At 69.1% G+C, this 23797-nt stretch carries 19 protein-coding genes and 4 tRNA genes; 20 read left to right on the top strand and 3 right to left on the bottom strand.

All coding sequences use genetic code 11. The annotated features are described in order from the left end of the window. Positions 1-47 precede the first annotated feature (47 nt). Complete coding sequence (locus DA075_RS08770; protein WP_099952866.1) at positions 48-1637, top strand: catalase; 1590 nt, start codon at positions 48-50, stop codon at positions 1635-1637. 104 nt (positions 1638-1741) lie between these two features. On the opposite strand, the gene DA075_RS08765 is transcribed toward DA075_RS08770, so the two are convergent. From DA075_RS08765 to DA075_RS08755, 3 genes are all read right to left on the bottom strand, one after another. Further along, positions 1742-3832 carry a 2Fe-2S iron-sulfur cluster-binding protein gene (locus tag DA075_RS08765; protein ID WP_244936543.1) on the bottom strand — a complete coding sequence of 697 codons (2091 nt, stop codon included), beginning with the start codon at positions 3830-3832 and terminating at the stop codon, positions 1742-1744. A gap of 57 nt (positions 3833-3889) precedes the next feature. Then, a complete protein-coding gene (locus DA075_RS08760; RefSeq protein WP_099956497.1) occupies positions 3890-4504 on the bottom strand; it encodes a glutathione S-transferase family protein in 615 nt (204 codons plus the stop codon). Between the two features lie 287 nt (positions 4505-4791). Then, positions 4792-4867 (bottom strand) — tRNA-Val (locus tag DA075_RS08755). A 238-nt stretch (positions 4868-5105) separates the two neighbouring features. Here DA075_RS08755 and DA075_RS08750 point away from each other — a divergent pair. The 19 genes from DA075_RS08750 to nuoN all read left to right on the top strand — a co-directional run bounded on the left by DA075_RS08750 (position 5106) and on the right by nuoN (position 23797). Next, positions 5106-5182: transfer RNA gene (locus DA075_RS08750), tRNA-Asp, on the top strand. Positions 5183-5227: 45 nt separating this feature from the next. Next, a tRNA-Asp gene (locus tag DA075_RS08745) sits at positions 5228-5304 on the top strand. Positions 5305-5361: 57 nt separating this feature from the next. Then, a tRNA-Asp gene (locus DA075_RS08740) sits at positions 5362-5438 on the top strand. A gap of 135 nt (positions 5439-5573) precedes the next feature. Next, positions 5574-7235 (top strand): methyl-accepting chemotaxis protein, encoded by a 1662-nt coding sequence (locus DA075_RS08735; protein ID WP_244936542.1) that lies wholly within the window; start codon positions 5574-5576, stop codon positions 7233-7235. 128 nt (positions 7236-7363) lie between these two features. Continuing rightward, complete coding sequence (locus tag DA075_RS08730) at positions 7364-7879, top strand: CAP domain-containing protein (RefSeq protein WP_099956495.1); 516 nt, start codon at positions 7364-7366, stop codon at positions 7877-7879. Between the two features lie 314 nt (positions 7880-8193). Further along, complete coding sequence (locus DA075_RS08725) at positions 8194-8559, top strand: NADH-quinone oxidoreductase subunit A (protein WP_048453080.1); 366 nt, start codon at positions 8194-8196, stop codon at positions 8557-8559. 51 nt (positions 8560-8610) lie between these two features. After that, positions 8611-9192: a NuoB/complex I 20 kDa subunit family protein gene (locus DA075_RS08720; RefSeq protein WP_048453079.1), complete on the top strand. Its 582-nt coding sequence runs from the start codon at positions 8611-8613 to the stop codon at positions 9190-9192. Positions 9193-9200: 8 nt separating this feature from the next. Then, positions 9201-9863, top strand: coding sequence for an NADH-quinone oxidoreductase subunit C (locus tag DA075_RS08715; RefSeq protein ID WP_099952864.1), 663 nt, complete (start codon positions 9201-9203; stop codon positions 9861-9863). Between the two features lie 6 nt (positions 9864-9869). Continuing rightward, entirely contained in the window at positions 9870-11060 is a 1191-nt protein-coding gene (locus DA075_RS08710) for an NADH-quinone oxidoreductase subunit D (protein WP_099952863.1), read from the top strand. Between the two features lie 59 nt (positions 11061-11119). Beyond that, on the top strand, positions 11120-12241 hold the full coding sequence (nuoE, locus tag DA075_RS08705) for an NADH-quinone oxidoreductase subunit NuoE (protein WP_099952862.1): 1122 nt from the start codon (positions 11120-11122) through the stop codon (positions 12239-12241). Between the two features lie 49 nt (positions 12242-12290). Beyond that, a complete protein-coding gene (gene nuoF / locus DA075_RS08700; protein ID WP_099952861.1) occupies positions 12291-13592 on the top strand; it encodes an NADH-quinone oxidoreductase subunit NuoF in 1302 nt (433 codons plus the stop codon). A gap of 99 nt (positions 13593-13691) precedes the next feature. Beyond that, positions 13692-15773: an NADH-quinone oxidoreductase subunit NuoG gene (gene nuoG / locus DA075_RS08695; protein WP_099952860.1), complete on the top strand. Its 2082-nt coding sequence runs from the start codon at positions 13692-13694 to the stop codon at positions 15771-15773. A gap of 13 nt (positions 15774-15786) precedes the next feature. Further along, positions 15787-16809 (top strand): NADH-quinone oxidoreductase subunit NuoH, encoded by a 1023-nt coding sequence (gene nuoH, locus DA075_RS08690; protein WP_099952859.1) that lies wholly within the window; start codon positions 15787-15789, stop codon positions 16807-16809. 23 nt (positions 16810-16832) lie between these two features. After that, positions 16833-17321 carry an NADH-quinone oxidoreductase subunit NuoI gene (nuoI, locus tag DA075_RS08685; protein WP_048447551.1) on the top strand — a complete coding sequence of 163 codons (489 nt, stop codon included), beginning with the start codon at positions 16833-16835 and terminating at the stop codon, positions 17319-17321. Positions 17322-17508: 187 nt separating this feature from the next. After that, on the top strand, positions 17509-18129 hold the full coding sequence (locus DA075_RS08680) for an NADH-quinone oxidoreductase subunit J (protein ID WP_099952858.1): 621 nt from the start codon (positions 17509-17511) through the stop codon (positions 18127-18129). Positions 18130-18267: 138 nt separating this feature from the next. Next, positions 18268-18573, top strand: a complete 306-nt coding sequence (nuoK, locus tag DA075_RS08675; RefSeq protein ID WP_048425446.1) for an NADH-quinone oxidoreductase subunit NuoK — start codon at positions 18268-18270, stop codon at positions 18571-18573. Positions 18574-18653: 80 nt separating this feature from the next. Beyond that, positions 18654-20798 carry an NADH-quinone oxidoreductase subunit L gene (gene nuoL, locus DA075_RS08670; RefSeq protein WP_099952857.1) on the top strand — a complete coding sequence of 715 codons (2145 nt, stop codon included), beginning with the start codon at positions 18654-18656 and terminating at the stop codon, positions 20796-20798. Positions 20799-20820: 22 nt separating this feature from the next. After that, positions 20821-22341: an NADH-quinone oxidoreductase subunit M gene (locus DA075_RS08665; protein ID WP_099952856.1), complete on the top strand. Its 1521-nt coding sequence runs from the start codon at positions 20821-20823 to the stop codon at positions 22339-22341. Between the two features lie 10 nt (positions 22342-22351). After that, positions 22352-23797, top strand: coding sequence for an NADH-quinone oxidoreductase subunit NuoN (nuoN, locus tag DA075_RS08660; protein WP_099952855.1), 1446 nt, complete (start codon positions 22352-22354; stop codon positions 23795-23797).

Below are 23797 nucleotides of genomic sequence, written 5' to 3'. Positions count from 1 at the left end.
GGGGTCCCGGTTCCGGCACCCTTCGCCTGCACGCCAGAGGAGATTCCATGAGCGACCAACGCCCGATCCTGACGACCCGCCAGGGCCATCCGGTCCGCGACAATCAGAGCCTGCGCACGGTCGGCGAGCGTGGCCCGGCGACCCTCGAGAACTACCAGTTCATCGAGAAGATCACCCATTTCGACCGTGAGCGGATCCCCGAGCGCGTGGTGCATGCCCGCGGCGCCGGCGCCCACGGCTATTTCGAGGCCTACGGCAAGATCGGCGACGAGCCGGCCTCCACGTATACCCGCGCCCGCGTCCTCACCGAGACCGGCGTGAAGACGCCGATGTTCGTGCGGTTCTCGACCGTGGCCGGCGCCAAGGAGAGCCCGGAGACCGCCCGCGACCCACGCGGCTTCGCGGTGAAGTTCAAGACCGTCGACGGCAACTGGGACCTCGTCGGCAACAACCTGAAGATCTTCTTCATCCGGGACGCCATCAAGTTCCCGGACATGATCCACGCCTTCAAGCCGGACCCGGTGACCAACCGCCAGGAGGCCTGGCGCTTCTTCGACTTCGTGGCGGCGCACCCCGAGTCGATCCACATGGTGACCTGGCTGAAGTCGCCGTGGGGCATCCCGGCCAATTATCGTGAGATGGAAGGCTCGGGCGTCAACACCTACAAGCTGGTCAACGACCAGGGCGTGGCGCATCTCTGCAAGTTCCACTGGATCCCGAAACAGGGCGTCCGCAACCTGACCTCGGCCCAGGCGGCGGAGATCCAGGGCAAGGATGTCGGCCACGCGACCAAGGACCTGTACGACAACATCGCGGCCGGCAACTTCCCCGAATGGGAGTTCGCGGTGCAGATCATGCCGGACGGCCCGAACGACCACCTGTCGTTCGATCCGCTCGACGACACCAAGCGCTGGCCCGAGGACCAGTTCCCGCTCCTGAAGTGCGGCCGCATGGTGCTCGACCGGGTGCCGGACAACTTCTTCGCCGATGTCGAGCAATCGGCCTTCGGCACCGGCGTGCTGGTCGACGGGATCGACTTCTCGGACGACAAGATGCTCCAGGGGCGCACCCTGTCCTACTCGGACACCCAGCGCTACCGCGTCGGCCCGAACTACCTGCAGCTGCCGATCAACGCGCCGGCTCCGGGCGTGAAGGCCCACACCAACCAGCGCGACGGCCAGATGACGTTCTACGTCGACGGCGTCGGCGAGAACAAGCACATCAACTACGAGCCGAGCACCTTGGCCCAAGGCCTGCGCGAGGCGCCCAAGCCCGCGAAGGAGTACCACCAGCCGGTCGAGGGCAAGCTCGGCCGGTACCAGACCAGCCGCACCGAGGACGATTACGCCCAGGCCGGCGAGCGCTACCGCTCGTTCGAGGCGTGGGAGCGTGAGGACCTGATCGCCAACCTCGTGGCCGACATGAAGGAGTGCCCCGAGGCGATCCAGCTCCGGATGGTCTGGCACTTCTGGCACGCCGACGAGGAATACGGCCGCCGCGTCGCCGAGGGCGCCGGCATCGACCTCGAGAAGGCCAAGGCCCTGCCGCCGCTGCCGGGCCGCGCCGCCCCGGGCCAGCGCCTGAAGCCCGAGACCTACACGGACGGCTCGCAGGCCCACAAGGTCGCGGCCGAGTAAGGTCGAGGCTGCACACGGTCTCAGGACGTGACGCGCCCCGCCCGGATCGCTCCGGGCGGGGCTTTTCGCGTTCGGGAGCGGGATGAGGTCCCAAGGGCACGTCTCTACAGCGCCAGCTGGACGGGCCCGCTTCCCGCGGCGGGAACCGCGCAGCAGATCAGGACCTCGTCGGCCGCGACGGGGGCGGTGGGCTCGCCCCGGTAGGCGACCGCACCGGCGAGGAGCTTGGTCCGGCAGGTCCCGCAGGTGCCGGCCCGGCAGCTGTAATCCGGGTTGAGGCCGCGGGACTCGGCGAGGTCCAGGAGCGTGCCGGATTCCGGCGTCCAGCGCGCTTCCTTGGACGAGGCCAGGAAGGCGACCGCGACCGGCTCGGCGGAGGCGGGCGGCCGCTCCGGCGCCACGGTACCGGCCGGGACGCTCCTCACCAGCGACGAGGGCCCGAACGCCTCGGCGTGGATGCGGTCGTCGGCGACGGTCAGGCCGCGCAGGCCGTCATAGAGCGCCTGGGTGAAGGCGGACGGCCCGCAGAGATAGAAGTCGTCATCGCCGAAGGGCAGGATCCGGGAGAGAAGCGCCATATCGATCCGGCCCGCGACGTCGTAGTCGACTCCCGCCACCGCGTCCCCCGGCTCGCTCAGGACCCGCACGATCCGGACCGCGCCACCCGCCGCGGCGGCGAGAGCATCCAGCTCCTGCCCGAAGGGACGGTCGTCCCGGGTGCGGGCGGCCTGGATCAGGGTGATGGGCCGGACGCCCCTCGTGCGCAGGCCCTCGTAGACGAGGTGGCGCAGCATCGCGAGGAGCGGCGTGATGCCGATGCCGCCGGCGAGCAGCACCGCCGGGCGCGTCGCCTGCGCGTCGATGGTGAAGCCGCCTTCCGGCGCCCGTACCTCGATCGTGTCGCCGACCCGCAGGTGGTCGTGCAGGTGGCCTGACACCGCGCCGTCGCGCTTGACGCTGATCCGGTAGATCGCGTCCGAGGGCGCGACCGACAGGGTGTAGGTGCGGATGACGGGCTTGTCCGCGCCGGGGAGCGTCAGGCGAACGGCCACGTGCTGCCCGGCCCGGTGCGGGACGAGCCCGGCTCCGTCCGCCGGCAGGAGGTGGAAGGAGCGGATCGCGCGGCTCTCGTCGACGATCTTCGTGACCGTGAACGGGCGCCACCGCGTCGCGAGGTCGGCGGCGCGGAGCCGGTCGGCGGCCTCGCGCCAGTCGCCGGTCATCAGGGAATGGGGCGACCAGCCCTCCGCCCGGAAGCTCCAGCGCAGGGGCAGCGCGCCCCGCCGCAGCACGACCCGGCGCGGCCTGAACGTCCACAGCCGCTCGGCGCCCTGGAAGGCGGCGATCTCCGGCGAGGACAGGACGACCTCGGCGTCGCCGGTCATCTGCAGCAGGTCGCCGGTCGCGAAATCGGCGAAGACCAGGCCGGCTTTGCCGTTCAGCAGGATGTTGCCGAGCGTCGCGAAGAAGAGATTGCCGGCGAAGTCGGGGATCGTCAGCGTTCCATCGGCGGCGATCCGGACGAACCCGGCCTTGCCGCCGCGATGCGAGACATCGACCTGACGACGAACCTGACCGTTCTCGTCGAACTCGGCGTAGGAGGCGACGAAGAAGGTATCGGCGGCCTCCACCATCGCGCGGGCCGCCGCGTCGAGCCTGTCGCTCTCCTCGACCTCGCCCGCGGCGGGCGTGCGCGGGTCGCGGGTGTAGGTGGCGTCGCGCAGCTGGATGTATTGCGGGCAATTGCCGAAGCTCTGATAGACCGCGATGCGCAGGCCGGCACTGTCCGAGCCCACGACGAGGCCGTTGGCGCGGTTGCGGCGCCGGGTATGCAGCTCGATGCCGAGCAGCCCGACAGCCTCGCCGTCGCGCAGGCCCGCGCTCGTCGGATCGGCGGGATCGGGCCGCGCCGCGAGGGTGAGGCTCGTCGGCGAGGGCGAGGCGATGAAGCCCGGCAGGCCTGCGAGGAGCGTCGCCCAGGCGTCGCCCCCGCCGTCGACGCTGCCGGCCACGACGAAGGGGAGCTGGGCGAAGAAGGCGCGGTGCTGCTCGGGCATGACCTCCCGCACCACGCGTCGGCCGACCTCCTCCATGCGGGCGGCGACGCCGACCCGCTCCTGGATCGCCCGCTCGCCCGGATGCCAAGGCGAGGCTTGCGACATCGGCAGCCCCGGTAGGGCCGGACCATCACTCATGGCGCTCTCCTCCTGCGGATGGGTATCGGGCGCGCCGGAGGGCGCGCCCGGGCGCGGTCAGGCGGCGGTGAGGCCGGCCGGCGTCTGGGCGAAAGGGAGGAAGCCCGGCAAGTCCTCGATCCGGCGGAGGAAGGCGCCGACCTGCGGGTAGCCCGACAGGTCGACATTGCCTTCGGGCGCGCGCGCCAGGTAGCTGTAGAGCGCGACATCCGCGATGGTCGGGCGCTCGCCCACCAGCCAGTCCCGGCCGGCGAGATGCGACTCGAGGCGCCGCAGCAGCGTGTGCGCCCGGCCTATCACCTCCTCGGGGTTGAAGGAGGCGCCGAACACCGTGACGAGCCGCGCGGCGGCCGGGCCGTAGGCCAGCTCGCCGGCCGCGACCGACAGCCAGCGCTGGACCGCCGCCGCGCCCTGCGGATCCTCCGGCAGCCAGTCGGTCCGTCCGAGTTTCCTGGCGACGTAGACCAGGATGGCGTTCGAATCGGCGATGATCGTGCCGTCGTCGTCGAGCACCGGCACCTGTCCGAACGGGTTCAGGGCGAGGAACTCGGGCGCCTTGTGCGCGCCCGCATTGAGGTCGACCTCGACGGCCTCGTGGGGCACGCCCAGCAGCGAGAGGAACAGGCGCGGCCGGTGCGCATGGCCGGACAGGGGGTGATGGTAGAGCTTCATGACCGTGCTTCCCGATCGGCGGGGGGTGTTCGTCCCGATCCGTGAGACCACGATGATCCATTCATGGGGCGCCGAGAATTCGCGCCGTTTGCACTTCATCATTCCGGATTACGGAATAATGCAGGCCAAAATCCGCGCTCAGGGCGAAACCGATCGGACCGGTGAGGCGGCCGAGCCGCTGTCGAGCGGCGCCCCGAGCGTCGATGTCTGCCGGACATCTCGGGGAAGCAGGTTTCGCGGCGCCTCTGGCGGTCGCGGAAATCGGCGAAATGCCAATGTCATCAATATGGTGGGCGGTGACGGGCTCGAACCGCCGACCCTCTCGGTGTAAACGAGATGCTCTACCGACTGAGCTAACCGCCCGGATGCCGGCATCGTTAAGGGCCCGGGGCCGCGAGTGCAAGACTCGTGTGCGCGACATCGGGCGCGAGACGCCGCGCAGAAGGCCCGGCGGGAGGACCCGGCAGCAGGACTTGGCGGGCCGCCGGCCGGACCGCCCTCCCGCCCCGGCCAGACCCCTTCCGACTTTCTTGACCCGGCGGCTTGACAGGGTAGGGGCCTCCCCATACACCGCCGCCATCGCAGCACTGCGAGACGCCGGGCGGACGTAGCTCAGTCGGTTAGAGTGCCGGCCTGTCACGCCGGAGGTCGCGGGTTCGAGCCCCGTCGTCCGCGCCACTTCCTTCATCGGAAAAGGCGTTTCTGTAGTGCATAGCGCCCTGTGCGGACGTAGCTCAGTCGGTTAGAGTGCCGGCCTGTCACGCCGGAGGTCGCGGGTTCGAGCCCCGTCGTCCGCGCCACTCCCTCTTCGGAGGAAGGGCAGCCGTGAAGCTGCAGGGTTCATGCGAGCGCGCCGCGCGGGCGTAGCTCAGTTGGTTAGAGTGCCGGCCTGTCACGCCGGAGGTCGCGGGTTCGAGCCCCGTCGCCCGCGCCACTCACCGCCGCCTTCTCCGATCCAAGAGGCAAAAGCGTCGGCGTAAGGTCCTGACGCTAAGGCACCATCAAGCATCGTTGCCCTATGGTCACGCGATTGACGCGGGGATCGATGATGTCTTGGTCGAACATGAGCGTGAGCCGGAAGTTCGCCGTCATGATGGCGGCGGCGGTGATCGGCTTCTGCGCCGTGGTGGCCTATGCCCTGCGGGCCAACTACGACAGCCTGATCGCCGAGCGGGTGGCTAAGATGCGCGCCCTCTCCGACGTGGCGCTCGCCGCCGCCGCCGGCCTCGAGGCGCAAGTCGCGGCCGGCACGATGAGCCGCGAGGCGGCCCTGGCGGCGTTCCGCACCCGTGCCAACGACATGCGCTACGAGGGCGACAACTACGTCGCGGTCTACGACTTTTCCGGCACCGCCCTGGTGATCCCGCCCAAGCCCGACTGGGTCGGCAAGGACATGAGCGGCCTGAAGGACGCGAGCGGGATGCTCCTGGTGAAGGCCATCACCGAGATCGCCCGGTCCGGCACGCCCGGCACCCTGCACTACGTCTTCCCCCGCCCGGGCGGCACCGCCCACGTACCGAAGCTGAGCTACATCCAGGGTTTCGCGCCCTGGAAGGTCTCGATCTTCACCGGCGTCTACATCGACGACATCGAGGCGTCGTTCTGGCGGCAAGCCCTGTGGCTATGCGCCATCGCGGGCGCGGCCCTCATTGGCGTCGGCGTGTTCGGCCTGCTCGGGTGGCGCTCCATCGTCGGCGGGCTCGAAGGCCTGACCGGGGCGACTGCGGCGCTCGCGCAAGGCCGCTACGACCTCGCGGTGCCGGGCACCGGGCGGCGCGACGAGATCGGAGGAATCGCCCGTGCGATCGACGGCTTCCGGGTCGTGCTCATGGAGCGCGAGAGGCTGGCGGCCGAGCGCGAGGCCAGCGAGGCGCAGGCCCGCCGCGCGGCCCAAGTCAACCAGGAGGTGCGGACCTTCGAGAGCAAGGTGGCGGAGGTCCTGGCGCAGGTCGATGCCGCCGCCCGGGACCTCGACGCGACGGCGAGGGCGATGTCCGGCACCGCCGCCGAGGCCGCCGGCCGGGCCGGCACGGCGGTCAGCTCGGCCGCGGCCGCGTCCCGCGAGGCCGGGGGCCTCGCGGAGGCGGCCGAGGGGCTCGGCCGCTCCGTCGCGACGGTCGGGGCCGATGTGCGCGAGGCCGCCGCGATGGCCCAGGACGCGGTGACCGGGACCGACCGCACCGCCGTCGTCATGCAGAGCCTGAGCGAGGCCGCCGCCCGCATCGGCGACGTGGTCTCGGTGATCGCCGGCGTCGCCTCGCAGACGAACCTGCTGGCGCTCAACGCCACGATCGAGGCGGCGCGGGCCGGGGAGGCGGGACGCGGCTTCGCGGTCGTCGCCGCGGAGGTCAAGCAGCTCGCCACGCAGACCGACCGGGCGACGCAGGAGATCGCCGCCCAGGTCGCGGCGATCCAGGACACCACCCGCCAGGCCGCGGGCGCGATGAGCGGGGTCGCCGCGCAGGCGCGGGCCATCAGCGGCGTCTCGGCCCGGGTCGCCACCGCCGTCGAGGCGCAGATCGGCGCCACGCAGGCGATCGTGTCGGGCGTCGCGCAGGCCGCCTCCGGCACCGCCCTGGTGAGCGGGTCGGTCGAGGGGCTGGCCCTCGACGCCGAGGCCACCGGCGCGGCCGCCCGGCAGGTGCTCGCCGCCGCCGACACGGTCGCACGGCAATCGGCCAGCATCGGCGCCGAGGTGAACCGCTTCCTCGCCACCCTGCGGGCCGCCTGAAACCCGGTGCGCTGCCCCGAAAATCTCACAATCGCCCGACAGGTGGCGCCCTTGCGCGCCGCGCCGCGTGCCCAGGGCTTTGAAAGACGATGTCGCATCCGCTCCGTTCGACGGTTCCCGCCTCCCGCATGGCGGAGATCCCGCGGCGCGGGGTCCTGCGAACCGTCCTCGCCGGCGCCCTCGCCGGCGGGGCGCTGGCGCTCGCCGGCTGCAGCGGCTCGGCGATCCTCCCCGCGCCCGATCTGCCGACCACGCCGGTGATCCTCGACGAGGCCGCGGCGGCGGCGGCGATCTCGCGCTACCGGGCGAGCCACGGGCTCGGCCCGGTGGTGATCGATTCCTCGCTGATCCGCGCCGCCTCCTACCAGGCCGAGGCCAATGCCCGGGCCGGGCAGCTCTCGCACGAGGTCGGCGGCACCTTCGACGCGCGCCTCAAGCGCGCGGGCTTCGGCGGCCGCTACGCCGCCGAGAACCTGAGCGCCGGCTCGACCACCTTCGACGACGTGCTGAAGCGCTGGCAGGTCTCGCCCGAGCACAACCGCAACATGCTGATGCCGCAGGTCAAGCGCGTCGGCGTCGCCCGGGTGGACGCGCCCGGCAGCCGCTACAAGCGGTTCTGGGCGCTGATCCTGTCAGACGGCTGACACGCTCCGCCGCAACGCGGAATCAGCCCGGACCCCCGAAAACATCCCGGAAGGGGAGGGACCTGCGACGATACTCCCCGCCTGCCTGGTTCTTCCAGGCGTTGTGCCGGGGGCACGAGCCCCTATCTTGCGTGCAGACGTTCGCGGTTTGTGCGGTGCGAACGCCCCTTGTTTCGCAATACCCGCTCGTTTAAGCCTCGCGCACCTTCCGGGCTTTGGAACCGTTCCGAGAACGGCCCCGGCGGCCCGCGCCACGGGCACGCGCCAAGGCTCGCGCTCACCCAAGGCCTCGCGCCAACCCTTGAGGATGCTCGATGAACGGCCTCCTGTCGGATTACCTGCCGCTGGTGATCTTCATCGGCGTCTCCCTCTTCATCGCCGCGGCGCTCCTCGTGGCCCCCTTCCTGGTGGCCTATAACAGCCCGGACCCGGAGAAGCTCTCGGCCTACGAGTGCGGGTTCAACGCCTTCGACGACGCGCGCATGAAGTTCGACGTGCGCTTCTATCTCGTCGCCATCCTGTTCATCATCTTCGACCTCGAAGTGGCCTTCCTGTTCCCGTGGGCGATCACGTTCGGGGACCTCGGCTGGTTCGGCTTCTGGTCGATGATGCTCTTCCTCGGCGTGCTCACCGTCGGCTTCGTCTACGAGTGGCGCAAGGGCGCCCTCGAATGGGACTAGCAGCCTGACGCGTACGAGCCGCCCCCGAGACGAGAAGCACCGGACCCCGCCATGGCCCTCACCACCGTCCGCGCCCCCGAGATCGCGCCGCAGCCGAAGGGTATCCTCGACCCGGCCACCGGCAAGCCGATCGGCGCCAACGACCCGACCTTCCTGACGATCAGCGACGAGCTCGCCGATCGCGGCTTCCTGCTCACCACCGCCGACGACCTCATCACCTGGGCCCGCACCGGCTCGCTGATGTGGATGACCTTCGGCCTGGCCTGCTGCGCCGTCGAGATGATGCAGATGTCGATGCCGCGCTACGATTGCGAGCGCTTCGGCTTCGCCCCCCGCGGCTCGCCGCGCCAGTCCGACGTGATGATCGTCGCCGGCACGCTCACCAACAAGATGGCTCCCGCCCTCCGCAAGGTCTACGACCAGATGCCGGAGCCGCGCTACGTCATCTCGATGGGCTCCTGCGCCAACGGCGGCGGCTACTACCACTATTCCTACTCGGTGGTGCGCGGCTGCGACAGGGTGGTGCCGGTCGACATCTACGTCCCGGGCTGCCCGCCGACCGCCGAGGCTCTGCTCTACGGCGTGCTGCTGCTGCAGAAGAAGATCCGCCGCACCGGCACGATCGAGCGCTGAGGCTGGCCATGAGCAACGGCATCACCATCCGCGCCCACACCCAGACCGAGCCCGGCGACGCGGCGCTCGCCCGCCTCTCGGACACGCTCGCCGAGACCCTGGGCGCCGCCATCACCGACCGGGCAATCACCTTCGGCGAGCTGACCGTGGTGGTCGAGGGCTCCGAGATCCTGCGGGTGCTGACGCATCTGCGGGACGATCCGTCCTGCGCCTTCTCGACCTTCATCGACATCTGCGGCGCCGACTATCCGGGCCGGGCGAAGCGCTTCGACGTCGTCTACCATCTGCTCTCGATGCGCCATAACCGGCGCATCCGCGTCAAGGTGCAGACCGACGAGCGCACCCCGGTCCCGTCGGCGATCCCGGTCTTCCCGGCCGCGAACTGGTACGAGCGCGAGACCTACGACCTCTACGGCATCCTGTTCTCGGGCCATCCGGACCTGCGCCGGCTGCTCACCGATTACGGCTTCGAGGGCCATCCCCTCCGCAAGGACTTCCCGCTCACCGGCTTCGTCGAGGTCCGCTACGACCAGGACGAGGCCCGGGTGGTCTACGAGCCCGTGCGACTGACGCAGGAATTCCGCAACTTCGACTTCCTGTCCCCCTGGGAGGGCACCGATTACGTGCTCCCCGGCGACGAGAAGGCCGACAAGGCACCGGCGAAAGGCTGAGCCGACATGGGCGAGCACAGCATCCGCAACTTCTCGATCAATTTCGGCCCGCAGCACCCGGCGGCGCACGGCGTGCTGCGCCTGGTGCTGGAGCTGGACGGCGAAGTGGTCGAGCGGGTCGACCCGCATATCGGCCTGCTTCACCGCGGCACCGAGAAGCTGATCGAGGTCAAGACCTACCTCCAGGCGACGCCCTATTTCGACCGGCTCGACTACGTCGCGCCGATGAACCAGGAGCACGCCTTCTGCCTGGCGATCGAGCGGATGCTCGGCCTCGAGGTGCCGCGCCGCGCCAAGCTGATCCGCACGCTCTACTGCGAGATCGGCCGGCTCCTGTCGCACCTCCTCAACGTCACCACGCAGGCGATGGATGTCGGCGCCCTCACGCCCCCGCTCTGGGGCTTCGAGGAGCGCGAGAAGCTGATGATCTTCTACGAGCGCGCCTCGGGGGCGCGCCTCCACGCCAACTACTTCCGCCCGGGCGGCGTCCACCAGGATCTGCCCCCGAGCCTGATCGACGACATCGAGGCGTTCTGCGAGACCTTCCCGCAGGTGGTCGACGACCTCGACAACCTCGTGATGGCCAACCGCATCTTCAAGCAGCGCAACGTCGATATCGGCATCGTCACCGTCGAGGAGGCGCTGGCCTGGGGCTTCTCCGGCGTGATGGTGCGCGGCTCCGGCATCCCGTGGGACCTGCGCAAGTCGCAGCCCTACGAGGCCTACGACGAAATGGAATTCGACATCCCCGTGGGGAAGAACGGCGACACCTACGATCGCCAGGTCATCCGCATGGAGGAGATGCGCCAGTCGGTGCGCATCATGAAGCAGTGCATCGCCAAGCTGCGCGAGCCGGCCGGCCAGGGCCCGATCGCCACGCAGGACGGCAAGGTGGCGCCGCCGCCGCGGCGCGAGATGAAGCGCTCGATGGAGGCGCTCATCCACCACTTCAAGCTCTACACCGAGGGCTTCCACGTGCCGGCCGGCGAGGTCTACGCAGCGGTCGAGGCGCCCAAGGGCGAGTTCGGCGTGTATCTCGTCGCCGACGGCACCAACAAGCCGTATCGCTGCAAGATCCGCGCTCCGGGCTTCGCCCATCTCCAGGCGATGGACTGGATGTGCCGCGGCCACATGCTGGCGGACGTATCGTGCATCCTCGGCACGCTCGACATCGTGTTCGGTGAGGTGGACCGGTGAGGGGGCTCGCGCCCGCGACCGCATCCGTCGGAGACGTTTGAGACATGGACGTTTGAGACATGGCCAACCGCAGACTCGCCCCGGTTTCCGAGCAGCCCGAGAGCTTCGCGTTCACGCCTGAGAACGCCGAATGGGCCAAGGGGCAGATCGCCAAGTACCCGGAGGGGCGCCAGGCCTCGGCCGTGATCCCGCTCCTGTGGAAGGCGCAGGAGCAGAATGGCGGCTGGCTGCCTCGGGCCGCGATCGAGGCGGTGGCCGACCAGCTCGGCATGCCGCATATCCGGGTGCTGGAGGTCGCGACCTTCTACACCATGTTCGCGCTCGAGCCGGTCGGCCGCTACTGGATCCAGGTCTGCGGCACGGTCCCGTGCGACGTCTGCGGCGCCCGCGAGCTGAAGCAGATGCTGCAGGAGCGGCTTGGCCCCCCCGGCCATGTCAGCCCGGACGGCAACTTCTCCTGGCTCGAGGTCGAGTGCCTGGGCGCGTGCTGCAACGCCCCGATGGCCCAAATCAACCACGACTACTACGAGGACCTCACCCCTGAGTCCCTCGGCAAGCTGATGGACGACCTCGCGGCCGGCCGCCCGGTGAAGACCGGTTCGCAGATCGGCCGCACCTCCTCCGAGCCCAAGGACGCGGTCACGACCCTCAAGGACGAGACGCTGTTCGACGGCTCCCGCGTCGGCGCCTGGCGCAAGCGCTTCGAGGAGGAGGGGCTGAAGGAGACTGGCGCCGACACGACCGGCGAGAAAGCCCGCACCGAGGCCTCGGCCGCGGAGACCCCGAAGGCGGCGCGTCCCGATGCCGGCCGCCCGGCCGAGAGCAAGGCGGCCGACACCCCGGTCCAGCGCGCGGCGGAGGGCAAGCCCGCCGTCGACCCGGCGGCCGGGAAGGGCCAGGCGGCGCCCGAGCGCACCACCGTCGCCGAGACGCGGACCGGCCCCGAGGCCAAGCCCGCGCCCCAGAGCGGCCGCTCCTACACCCAGACTCCCTCGAAGCCCGAGGACGGCCGCCCCGTGGCGGCGTCCCGGGGCACGACGCCGGAGGCCGGCGCCGAGCCGGCGACCGCACCGGGGAAGACCGACGGATCGCAGGCCAAGCCCGTCGGCCTCACCAATGCGGACAAGCCGGCCGACAAGGGCCCGCCCGGCCCTCAGGCCGACCCCAAGGCGAAGCCGTAAGCCATCGACATGATGTCCCCTTTCACAGCAGGCCTGTAGGACGATCGCCATGCTCGCCGATCAGGATCGGATCTTCACCAACCTCTATGGTCTCCACTCCCCCGGTCTCGAGGCCGCGAAGAAACGCGGCGCGTGGGACGGTACGAAGTTCCTGCTGCAGCAGGGCCGGGACTGGATCATCGAGGAGATGAAGAAATCGGGCCTGCGCGGCCGCGGCGGCGCCGGCTTTCCCACCGGCCTGAAGTGGTCCTTCATGCCGAAGAAGTCGGACGGCCGGCCGCATTACCTGGTAGTGAATGCCGACGAGTCCGAGCCCGGCACCTGCAAGGACCGGGAGATCATGCGGCACGACCCGCATCTCCTGATCGAGGGCTGCATGCTGGCGTGCTTCGCCATGGGCGCGCATGCCTGCTACATCTACATCCGCGGCGAGTACGTCGCCGAGAAGCACGCCCTGCAGCGCGCGGTGGACGAGGCCTACGCCGCCCGCCTCGTCGGCGAGAGCAACGTCCACGACTACCCCTTCGACATCTACGTCCACCACGGCGCCGGTGCCTATATCTGCGGCGAGGAGACGGCGCTGATCGAGAGCCTGGAGGGCAAGAAGGGGATGCCGCGGCTCAAGCCGCCGTTCCCGGCCAATATGGGCCTCTATGGTTGCCCGACCACGGTGAACAACGTCGAGTCGATCGCGGTGGCGGGCACCATCCTGCGCCGCGGCGGCGCCTGGTTCGCAGGCCTCGGCCGGCCGAACAATACGGGCACCAAGCTCTTCTGCGTCTCGGGCCACGTCAACAAGCCCTGCAACGTCGAGGAAGAGCTCGGCATCACCTTCCGCGAGCTGATCGACCGGCATTGCGGCGGCATGCGCGGCGGCTGGGACAACCTGCTCTGCTCGATCCCCGGAGGCTCCTCGGTTCCGCTGGTGCCGGCCGCCGAGATCATCGACGCGCCGATGGATTTCGACACGCTGCGGAACCTGAAGTCGGGTCTCGGCACCGCCGCCGTGATGGTGTTCGACAAGTCGACCGACATGGTCTCGGCGATCGCCCGCATCTCGTACTTCTACAAGCACGAATCCTGCGGCCAGTGCACGCCGTGCCGCGAGGGCACCGGCTGGATGTGGCGCGTGATGCTGCGCATGGCGGAAGGCCGGGCGCAGAAGCGCGAGATCGACATGCTGCTCGACGTGACGAAGCAGATCGAGGGACACACGATCTGCGCGCTCGGCGACGCCGCAGCCTGGCCGATCCAGGGCCTGATCCGGCACTTCCGCCCCGAGATCGAGAAGCGCATCGACCGCTACACCGCCAACCCGCACCCGACCCCGGTGCCGATGGCCGCGGAGTGAAGCGGTGGCCCATCTCGCCCATCATGACTCGCCTTCACGGTCCGCCGGCCCGGCGCGCGGGAACGCGCGCCCCGCGGACCTCGCCTGAGAGTTGACCGCATGACCAAGATCCTCGTCGACGGCATCGAGGTCGATGTCCCGCCGGACTACACCCTCCTGCAGGCCTGCGAGGTCGCAGGCGCCGAGATCCCGCGCTTCTGCTTCCACGAGCGGCTGTCGATCGCCGGCAATTGCCGCATGTGCCTGGTCGAGCTCAAAGGCGCGCCGAAGCCCGTCGCCTCCTGCGCCTGGGCCGTGCGCGACTGCCGCCCGGGCCCGAACGGCGAGCCGCCGGCGGTGTCGACCAAGTCGGCCCTGACCAAGAAGGCCCGCGAGGGGGTGATGGAGTTCCTCCTCATCAACCACCCCCTCGATTGCCCGATCTGCGACCAGGGCGGCCATTGCGACCTGCAGGACCAGGCCATGGCCTACGGCGTCGACTCGACCCGCTACGGCGAGAACAAGCGCGCCGTCGAGGAGAAGTATATCGGCCCGCTGGTGCGGACCGCGATGAACCGCTGCATCCACTGCACCCGCTGCGTCCGGTTCCTGGCGGAAGTGGCCGGCGTGCCGGATCTCGGCGCCATCGGCCGCGGCGAGGACATGGAGATCACCTCCTACCTCGAGCGCGCGATGGAATCGGAGCTGCAGGGCAACGTCGCCGACCTGTGCCCGGTCGGCGCGCTGGTCCACAAGCCGCAATCCTACAACGTCCGCCCCTGGGAGCTGAACAAGACCGAGTCCGTCGACGTGATGGATGCGGTCGGCTCGGCGATCCGCGTCGACACCCGCGGCCGCGAGGTGATGCAGATCGAGCCGCGGGTGAACGAGGCGATCAACGAGGAGTGGATCTCCGACAAGACCCGCCACGTCGTCGACGGCCTTCGCCTCCAGCGCCTCGACCGCCCGTACCTGCGCGAGAACGGCCGCCTGCGGCCGGCCTCCTGGGCCGAGGCCTTCGGGGCGATCGGGGCCAAGCTCAAGGGCGCCGATCCGAAGCGCGTCGGCGCGATCGTGGGTGACCTCGCCGGCGTCGAGGAGATCTTCGCCCTCAAGACCCTGATGGCCTCACTCAAGGTCCAGAACCTCGATTGCCGACAGGACGGGGCCATGATCGATCCGGCCTGGGGCCGGGCCGCCTACACCTTCGGGCCCGGCATCGCCGGCATCGAGCACGCGGACGCGATCCTGATGGTCGGCGCCAATCCCCGCACCGAGGCCTCGCTGCTGAACGCCCGCATCCGCAAGCGCTGGCGGATGAGCCCGATCCAAATCGGCGTGATCGGCGAGGACGCGGACCTCACCTATCCCCACACCTATCTGGGCGCCGGCCCCGAGACCCTCGCGGAGGTCGCGTCCGGCCGCCACAGCTTCGCGGACGCGCTGAAGGGCGCCGAGCGGCCGCTGGTCATCATCGGCCAGTCGGCGCTCGCCCGTCCGGACGCCTCGGGCCTCCTCGCGGCGGTCGCCAAGCTGATCCAGGGCCTCGGGGCGAAGGCCGAGGGCTGGAATGGGCTGGGCGTGCTGCACAACGCCGCCGCCCGCGTCGGCGCCCTCGATCTCGGCTTCGTGCCGGGGGAGGGCGGGCTGACCTTCGCCGAGATGACGAAGCCCAACGCGCTCGACGTGCTGTTCAACCTCGGCGCCGACGAGGTCGAGGTCGGTCCGGGCGCCTTCGTGATCTACCAGGGCACGCATGGCGACAAGGGCGCCCACCGCGCCGACGTGATCCTGCCGGGCGCCGCCTATACCGAGAAGTCGGCGACCTACGTCAACCTCGAGGGCCGGGTGCAACTTGCCAATCGGGCGGCCTTTCCCCCGGGCGATGCCCGGGAGGACTGGGCGATCCTGCGCGCCCTGTCGGACGTGCTCGGTCAGCGCCTGCCGTTCGACTCGCTCGGCGCCCTGCGCAAGGCGCTCTACGCCGCGCATCCGCACTTCGCCGGCATCGACCAGGTGGCGGCGGCCGATGGCGCCGCGGCGCTGGCGACGCTCGCGGGTCTGTCGGGCGAGCCCGGCCGCGAGCCGTTCCGCTCAGGCGTCGCCGATTTCTATCTCACCAACCCGATCGCCCGCGCCTCGCGGGTGCTCGCCGAGTGCTCGGGTCTCGCCCGCGGGCGAGCCCTCGAAGCGGCCGAATGAGGAGCGCCGACCGATGACCGTCTGGGAGGTGCTGGGCACCGTCCTCCTCGTGGCGCTGAAGAGCGTCGTGCTCCTGGTGGCACTGCTCGTCTTCATCGCCTACGCGCTGCTCGCCGACCGGAAGATCTGGGCGGCGGTGCAGCTGCGCCGCGGCCCGAACGTGGTCGGTCCTTACGGCCTGTTCCAGTCCTTCGCCGACCTCCTGAAGTTCGTGCTGAAGGAGCCGGTGATCCCGGCGGGCGCCAACAAGAGCCTCTTTCTGCTGGCGCCGCTGATCTTCGCCACCCTGGCGCTCGCCGCCTGGGCGGTGATCCCGCTCGCCGACGGCTGGGCCATCGCCGACATCAATGTCGGCATGACCTACATCTTCGCGATCTCGTCGCTCGGCGTCTACGGCGTCATCATGGGCGGCTGGGCCTCGAATTCCAAATACGCCTTCCTCGGCGCGCTGCGCTCGGCGGCCCAGATGGTGTCGTACGAGGTCTCACTCGGCTTCGTGATCATCACGGTGCTGATGTGCGCCGGCTCGCTCAACCTATCGCAGATTGTGCGGGCGCAGGACACCTCGCTCGGCATCCTCGGCTGGTACTGGCTCTGGCTCTTCCCGATGTTCGTGGTGTTCTTCATCTCGGCGCTGGCCGAGACGAACCGCCCGCCCTTCGACCTGCCGGAGGCCGAGTCCGAGCTCGTCGCCGGTTACATGGTGGAGTACTCCTCCACCCCGTACCTGCTGTTCATGCTCGGCGAGTACGTCGCCATCGTCACGATGTGCGCGCTCGGCACGATCCTGTTCCTTGGCGGCTGGCTCTCGCCGATCCCGTTCGCGCCCTTCACCTGGGTGCCGGGCCTGATCTGGTTCGCCCTCAAGGCCAGCTTCCTGTTCTTCATGATCGCCATGGTGAAGGCCATGGTGCCGCGCTACCGCTACGACCAGCTCATGCGGCTGGGCTGGAAGGTGTTCCTTCCGCTCTCCCTCGTCATGGTCTTCGTCGTCGCCTTCGTCCTGAAGCTGACCGGCCTCGCGCCGGTCTCCTGAACCCAACCGTCGGAGAACGAGCCATGAAGCTCGACCAGGTCGCCCGCGGCCTGCTGTTGAAGGAGTTCGTCACCGGGTTCGCCCTGGCGATGCGCTACTTCTTCAAGCCCAAGGCGACGATCAACTATCCGTTCGAGATGGGCCATCGCGGCCCGCGCTTCCGCGGCGAGCACGCCCTGCGGCGCTACCCCAACGGGGAAGAGCGCTGCATCGCCTGCAAGCTGTGCGAGGCGGTGTGCCCGGCACAGGCCATCACCATCGAGGCGGGCCCGCGCCGCAACGACGGCACACGGCGCACCACCCGCTACGACATCGACATGGTGAAGTGCATCTATTGCGGCATGTGCCAGGAAGCCTGCCCGGTGGACGCCATCGTCGAGGGGCCGAACTTCGAGTTCTCGGTGGAGACCCGCGAGGAGCTTCTCTACGACAAGGCCAAGCTGCTCGCCAACGGCGACCGCTGGGAGCGCGAGATCGCCCGCAACATCGCGGCCGACGCTCCGTACCGCTGATCCTGATCGGGAGAGGGCCGCTCGCCCTCCCGTGATCCGCGAGAGGGAAGGGCGGTGATCCTCCCCATCGCCGCCACATTCGCCGCTCCCCCGGTTGTGCGCCGCGGGAGCGGGTTCTATAGACGGGCCGCCGGAACGCTCCGGGGGTCGGGCAGGAGGCCGCCGTCAGGCGGCATGATTTCAGCGCATGACCGCAGCCGCCGCCTTCTTCTATCTGTTCGCCGCGATCACCGTCGCCTCGGGCTTCATGGTGATCGCCTCGCGCAATCCCGTGACCTCGGTGCTCTTCCTCATCCTCGCCTTCGTGAACGCCGCCGGGCTGTTCGTGCTGATGGGGGCGGAGTTCCTGGCCATGATCCTGGTCGTGGTCTATGTCGGCGCCGTCGCGGTGCTGTTCCTGTTCGTGGTGATGATGCTCGACGTCGATTTCGCCGAGCTGCGCCAGGGCTTCCAGGACTACCTGCCGGTCGGCGCCCTGATCGGGGCGGTATTCCTGATCGAGCTGCTCCTCGTCGTCGGCTCCTGGACGATCGATCCGGGTCTCGTCCACGGTCCGCTGGCGGTGACGCCCGGTCCTGAGACGATCACCAACACGCAGGCCCTCGGTCTTGTTCTCTACACCAACTACTTTTTCTTCTTCCAGATCGCCGGGCTGATCCTGCTGGTCGCGATGATCGGCGCGATCGTGCTGACCCTGCGCGACCGGCCGGGCGTCAAGCGCCAGGACATCGCGGTCCAGAACGCCCGCACCCAGGCCGACGCCGTCGAGGTGCGCAAGGTCCCGACCGGACAGGGCGTCGAGGTCTGAGGGACGTCGTGGCCCCACCGGGTCACGGCCTGGAGAGTTCGTGCGGGGCCTGACCGCCTCGCGAGGCTGATGACACGAGCGGCGAGGCGTCCTTGCGCCTCGCGACACGAAGGCGGCCGCCCGCGGCCGAGAGGCACGATGATCGGTTTGAGCCATTACCTGACGGTCGCCGCGATCCTGTTCACCCTCGGGGTGCTCGGCATCTTCATCAACCGCAAGAACATCATCGTCATCCTGATGTCGGTCGAGCTGATCCTGCTCGCCGTGAATATCAACCTGGTGGCGTTCTCGACCCATCTCGGCGACATCGTCGGCCAGGTCTTCGCCCTGTTCGTGCTGACCGTCGCCGCCGCCGAGGCGGCGATCGGCCTCGCCATCCTGGTGGTGTTCTTCCGCAACCGCGGCTCGATCGCCGTCGAGGACGTCAACATGATGAAGGGCTGACGCGGCCTCAGGCCCGCACGCCCTTCGCCCCGAAAACCAGCGCCGCAGCGGCACCCGTCACGCGAGGCCGGACCCCGAGCATGTACCACGCGATCGTCTTCCTGCCCCTGATCGGCTTCCTCATCGCCGGTCTGTTCGGGCGCCGCATCGGCCCGCGGGCCAGCGAGGTGGTGACCACCGGCATCCTCGTCTTCGTGGCGCTGCTGTCCTGGGTCGCCTTCTTCGAAGTGACCGGCGGGCACGGCCACGGCGCCACCAAGCACCACGTCGCGACCTGGTTCACCGCCGGCGGCCTCACGGTCGACTGGGCGTTCCGGGCCGACACGCTCACCGCGGTGATGCTGGTCGTGGTCAACAGCGTCTCGGCGCTCGTGCACCTCTACTCGATGGGCTACATGCACGAGGACCCGCACCGGCCGCGGTTCTTCGCCTACCTGTCGCTCTTCACCTTCGCCATGCTGATGCTGGTGACGTCGGACAACCTCGTCCAGATGTTCTTCGGCTGGGAGGGCGTCGGCCTCGCCTCGTACCTGCTGATCGGCTTCTGGTACGAGAAGCCCTCGGCCAACGCGGCGGCGATGAAGGCGTTCATCGTCAACCGTGTCGGCGATTTCGGCTTCTCGCTCGGCATCTTCCTGTGCTTCGTGCTGTTCGGCGCGGTCGCCTTCGACGGCATCTTCCCGAAGGTGCCGGAGCTGAAGGACGCGACGTTCCACTTCCTCGGCTACGACTGGAACGCGCTGACCCTCTGCTGCCTGCTGCTGTTCATGGGCGCGATGGGCAAGTCGGCGCAGTTCCTGCTGCACACCTGGCTGCCGGACGCGATGGAAGGCCCGACCCCGGTCTCGGCGCTGATCCATGCCGCCACGATGGTGACCGCCGGCGTGTTCATGGTCGCCCGCCTGTCGCCGCTCTTCGACGCGGCGCCGAACGCCCTCATCGTCGTCACGGTGGTCGGCGGCATCACGGCCTTCTTCGCCGCGACCGTCGGCCTGGTTCAGAACGACATCAAGCGCGTCATCGCCTACTCGACCTGCTCGCAGCTCGGCTACATGTTCGTGGCGCTGGGCGTCGGCGCCTACGCGGCGGGCGTGTTCCACCTCTTCACCCACGCCTTCTTCAAGGCGCTGCTGTTCCTCGGCGCCGGCTCGGTCATCCATGCGATGCACCACGAGCAGGACATGCGGAACATGGGTGCCCTCCGGCGCTACATCCCCTTCACCACCGCCATGATGGCGATCGGGACGCTCGCGCTGATCGGCTTCCCCTTCACCGCCGGCTTCTACTCGAAGGACGCCATCATCGAGGCGGCCTACATGTCGACCCGGCCGGGCCATGTGCTGGCCTTCCTGGCGACCGTGATCGCGGCGTTCTTCACCTCGTTCTACTCCTGGCGCCTGTTCTTCCTGACCTTCGAGGGTCAGGCGCGCTGGCAGAACGCGCATGCCCATGGCGACAGCCATGCGCATGGCCATGACGACCACCATGCGGATGCGCACGCCGCGCACCACCCGGCCGTCGCCCATGCGGCGGTTCAGGCCGACGGCGCTCCGGGCCACCACGAGGGCGTCGCCCACGACGACAAGGGCCACGACGTCGAGCCGGCCTCGCACTCGGCGCTCGAGCATCACGATCACCACCCCCACACCCCGCACGAGAGCCCGCGGGTGATGACGATCCCGCTGGCCATCCTCGCAGCGGGCGCGCTCTTCGCCGGCCTGGTGTTCAAGAACCGGTTCATCGGCGAGGGCATGGACGAGTTCTGGAAGGGCGCGCTCGCGCACGGCCCCGACAACCACATCATGCACGAGATCCACAATGCGCCTGCTTGGGTGCAGAACTCGCCCTTCGTGATGCTGGTGCTGGGCTTCCTGCTCGCCTTCTGGATGTATATCCGCCGGCCGGAGCTGCCGAACCAGCTCGCCCAGAGCCAGCCGCTGCTGTACCGCTTCCTGCTCAACAAGTGGTACTTCGACGAGATCTACGACCGGATCTTCGTCCGCCCGGCCAAGGGCTTCGGCGAGTTCCTGTGGAAGGTCGGCGACGGCCGCATCATCGACGGGATGGGCCCGAACGGCATCGCCGCCCGCGTCGTCGACATCACCCGCGGCGTGGTCCGCTTCCAGACCGGCTACGTCTACCACTACGCCTTCGTGATGCTGGTCGGCGTCGCCGCCCTGGTGAGCTGGTACCTGATGACCGGCGTCTCCGCGGCCACCCACTGACCTGACCGGAGAACAGAGAATCATGCTCGGCCTCGGGATCCTCTCCGGCCTCCTCATCCTGCCGCTCGTCGGCGCCGCGTTCATCCTGACGCTCCGCGGCGACGACGAATCGGTCCGGCGCAACGCCCGCTGGGCGGCGCTCATCGCGACGCTCGCCACCTTCCTCTTGTCCCTGGTCGCCTGGGGCCGCTACGACACCGCGACCGCGCAGTTCCAGCTCGTCGAGACCCACGCCTGGCTGACGGACACGATCCGGTTCAAGCTCGGCGTCGACGGTTTCTCGATGCCGCTGGTGCTGCTCACCACCTTCCTGATGCCGTTCTGCATCGGCGCCTCCTGGCTCTCGATCGAGCATCGGGTGAAAGAGTACTTCGTCGCGTTCCTGGTCCTCGAGACCACGATGATCGGCGTGTTCTGCGCCCTCGACCTGGTGTTGTTCTACCTGTTCTTCGAGGCCGGCCTAATCCCGATGTTCCTGATCATCGGCATCTGGGGCGGCAAGCGGCGGATCTACGCGTCCTTCAAGTTCTTCCTCTACACCCTGCTCGGTTCGGTGCTGATGCTGCTCGCCATCATGGCGATGTACTGGCAGGCCGGCACGACCGACATCCCGACCCTGCTGCAGACCCGGTTCCCGGCGAACATGCAGATCTGGCTCTGGCTCGCCTTCTTCGCCTCCTTCGCGGTGAAGATGCCGATGTGGCCGGTCCATACCTGGCTCCCCGACGCCCACGTCGAGGCGCCGACCGCCGGCTCGGTCATCCTGGCGGGCATCCTCCTGAAGATGGGGGGCTACGGCTTCATCCGGGTCTCGCTGCCGATGTTCCCGGACGCCTCGCACACCTTCGCCCCGATGGTCTACACGCTGTCGGTGGTGGCGATCATCTACACCTCGCTGGTCGCGCTGGTGCAGACCGACATCAAGAAGCTGATCGCCTATTCCTCCGTGGCGCATATGGGCTTCGTGACGCTGGGCCTGTTCACGCTCAACGAGCAGGGCATCCAGGGCGCGCTGTTCCTGATGATCTCGCACGGCATCGTCTCGGGCGCGCTGTTCCTTTGCGTCGGCGTGATCTACGACCGGATGCACACCCGCGAGATCTCGGCCTATGGCGGTCTCGTGAAGCGGATGCCGCTCTATGCGGTGGCCATGATGGTGTTCACCATGGCCAATGTCGGCCTGCCGGGCACCTCGGGCTTCGTCGGCGAGTTCCTGGCGATGATGGGCGCCTTCCGGGCCAACCCGATGGTGTCGTTCTTCTCGGTCTTCGGCATCATCCTGTCGGCGGCCTACGCCCTGTGGCTGTTCGCCCGGGTGGTCTACGGCAAGCTCGAGAAGCCGAGCCTGCAGGGGATCGCCGACCTCGACCGCCGCGAAATGCTGATCCTCGCCCCCCTGGTGGCGCTGACGATCTATTACGGCGTCCATCCCGGCCCGATCCTCGACGTCTTCGCGCCCTCGACCGACGCGCTGATGCAAGGCCTGCGCGCCGCCCTCTCCACGACCCAGACCGCCGCCGCGGCCCTGCCGGTCCCGCACTGAGTTTTTCGCGATGAACGCCGCTCAGATCGTCATGCCCGCCCTCGGGCCCGCCCTGCCGGAGCTGATCCTGTCGGTCGGCGTCCTGGTGCTGATCCTCTACGGAGCCTTCAAGGGCGAGCGCTCCACCGAGGCCGTCAGCGTCGGGGCCCTGATCCTGCTGATCCTCGCCCTCTTCGCGGTGGTGAGCCAGCCCTTCGGCGCCAAGGTCACCACCTTCAACGGCTCCTTCATCGTCGACGGGTTCGCCCGGGTGATGAAGGCGCTGACCCTCATCGGCTCCGCCGCCGCGATCCTGCTGGCGAAGGAGCATTTCGAGCGCGAGCGCATCGCCCGCTTCGAGTACCCGATCCTGATCGTCCTCTCGACGATCGGCATGATGGTCATGGCCTCGGCCAACGACCTGATCGGGCTCTATATGGGCCTCGAGCTGCAGAGCCTGGCAGCCTATGTCATCGCCTCGTTCCACCGCGACGACCTGCGCTCGACCGAGGCCGGCCTGAAATACTTCGTGCTCGGCGCGCTGTCCTCCGGCATGCTGCTCTACGGCGCCTCGCTGGTCTACGGCTTCACCGGCACCGTCTCGTTCCCGCACATCGTCACCGCGCTCCGCGAGGGCTCGGGCCTCGGCGTGGTGCTGGGCGTGGTGTTCGTTGCCGCCGGCGTGTCGTTCAAGCTCGCCGCCGTGCCGTTCCACATGTGGACGCCGGACGTCTACGAGGGCGCCCCGACCCCGGTCACCGCCTTCTTCGCCTCGGCCCCCAAGATGGCCGCGATGGCGATGGCCGTGCGCGTCTTCATCGGTGCCTTCCCGGTGATCACGCCCGAGTGGCAGCAGATCATCGTGTTCGTGTCGATCGCCTCGATGGCGCTGGGCTCCTTCGCGGCGATCGGCCAGCGCAGCCTGAAGCGCCTGATGGCCTATTCGTCGATCGCCAATGTCGGCTACGCCCTCATCGGGCTCGCGGCCGGCACGGAAGAAGGGGTGCGCGGCGTGGTGATCTACATGGCGATCTACCTCGCCATGACGCTCGGCGCCTTCGCGGTGATCCTGTCGCTGCGGCGGGGCCGCCGGATGTACGAGACCATCGACGACCTGTCGGGCCTGTCGCGCACCCATCCCTGGGTGGCGTTCCTGCTCGCCATGATGATGTTCTCGCTCGCCGGCATCCCGCCGCTCGCCGGGTTCTTCGCCAAGTTCTACGTCTTCGCCGCGGCCATCAAAGCGAACCTCGTGACCCTGGCGGTGATCGGCGTGGTGACCAGCGTGGTCGGCGCCTATTACTATCTGCGCCTCGTCAAGGTGATGTATTTCGACGAGCCGGCGGAGGCCTACGAGCCGATGGGGCCGGGCCTGCGCATCGTGCTCGGCCTGTCGAGCGTGGTGGTGCTGCTGTTCTGGCTGATTCCGGCACCGCTGGTCGGCCTGGCCGGCACCGCCGCCAAGTCGCTGTTCTAG

The organism is Methylobacterium currus (genome assembly GCF_003058325.1).
Classification (GTDB): Bacteria; Pseudomonadota; Alphaproteobacteria; order Rhizobiales; family Beijerinckiaceae; genus Methylobacterium; species Methylobacterium currus.
The sequence above is the reverse complement of the archived record's forward strand: the minus strand, read 5'-3'. Positions and strand labels throughout refer to the sequence as shown.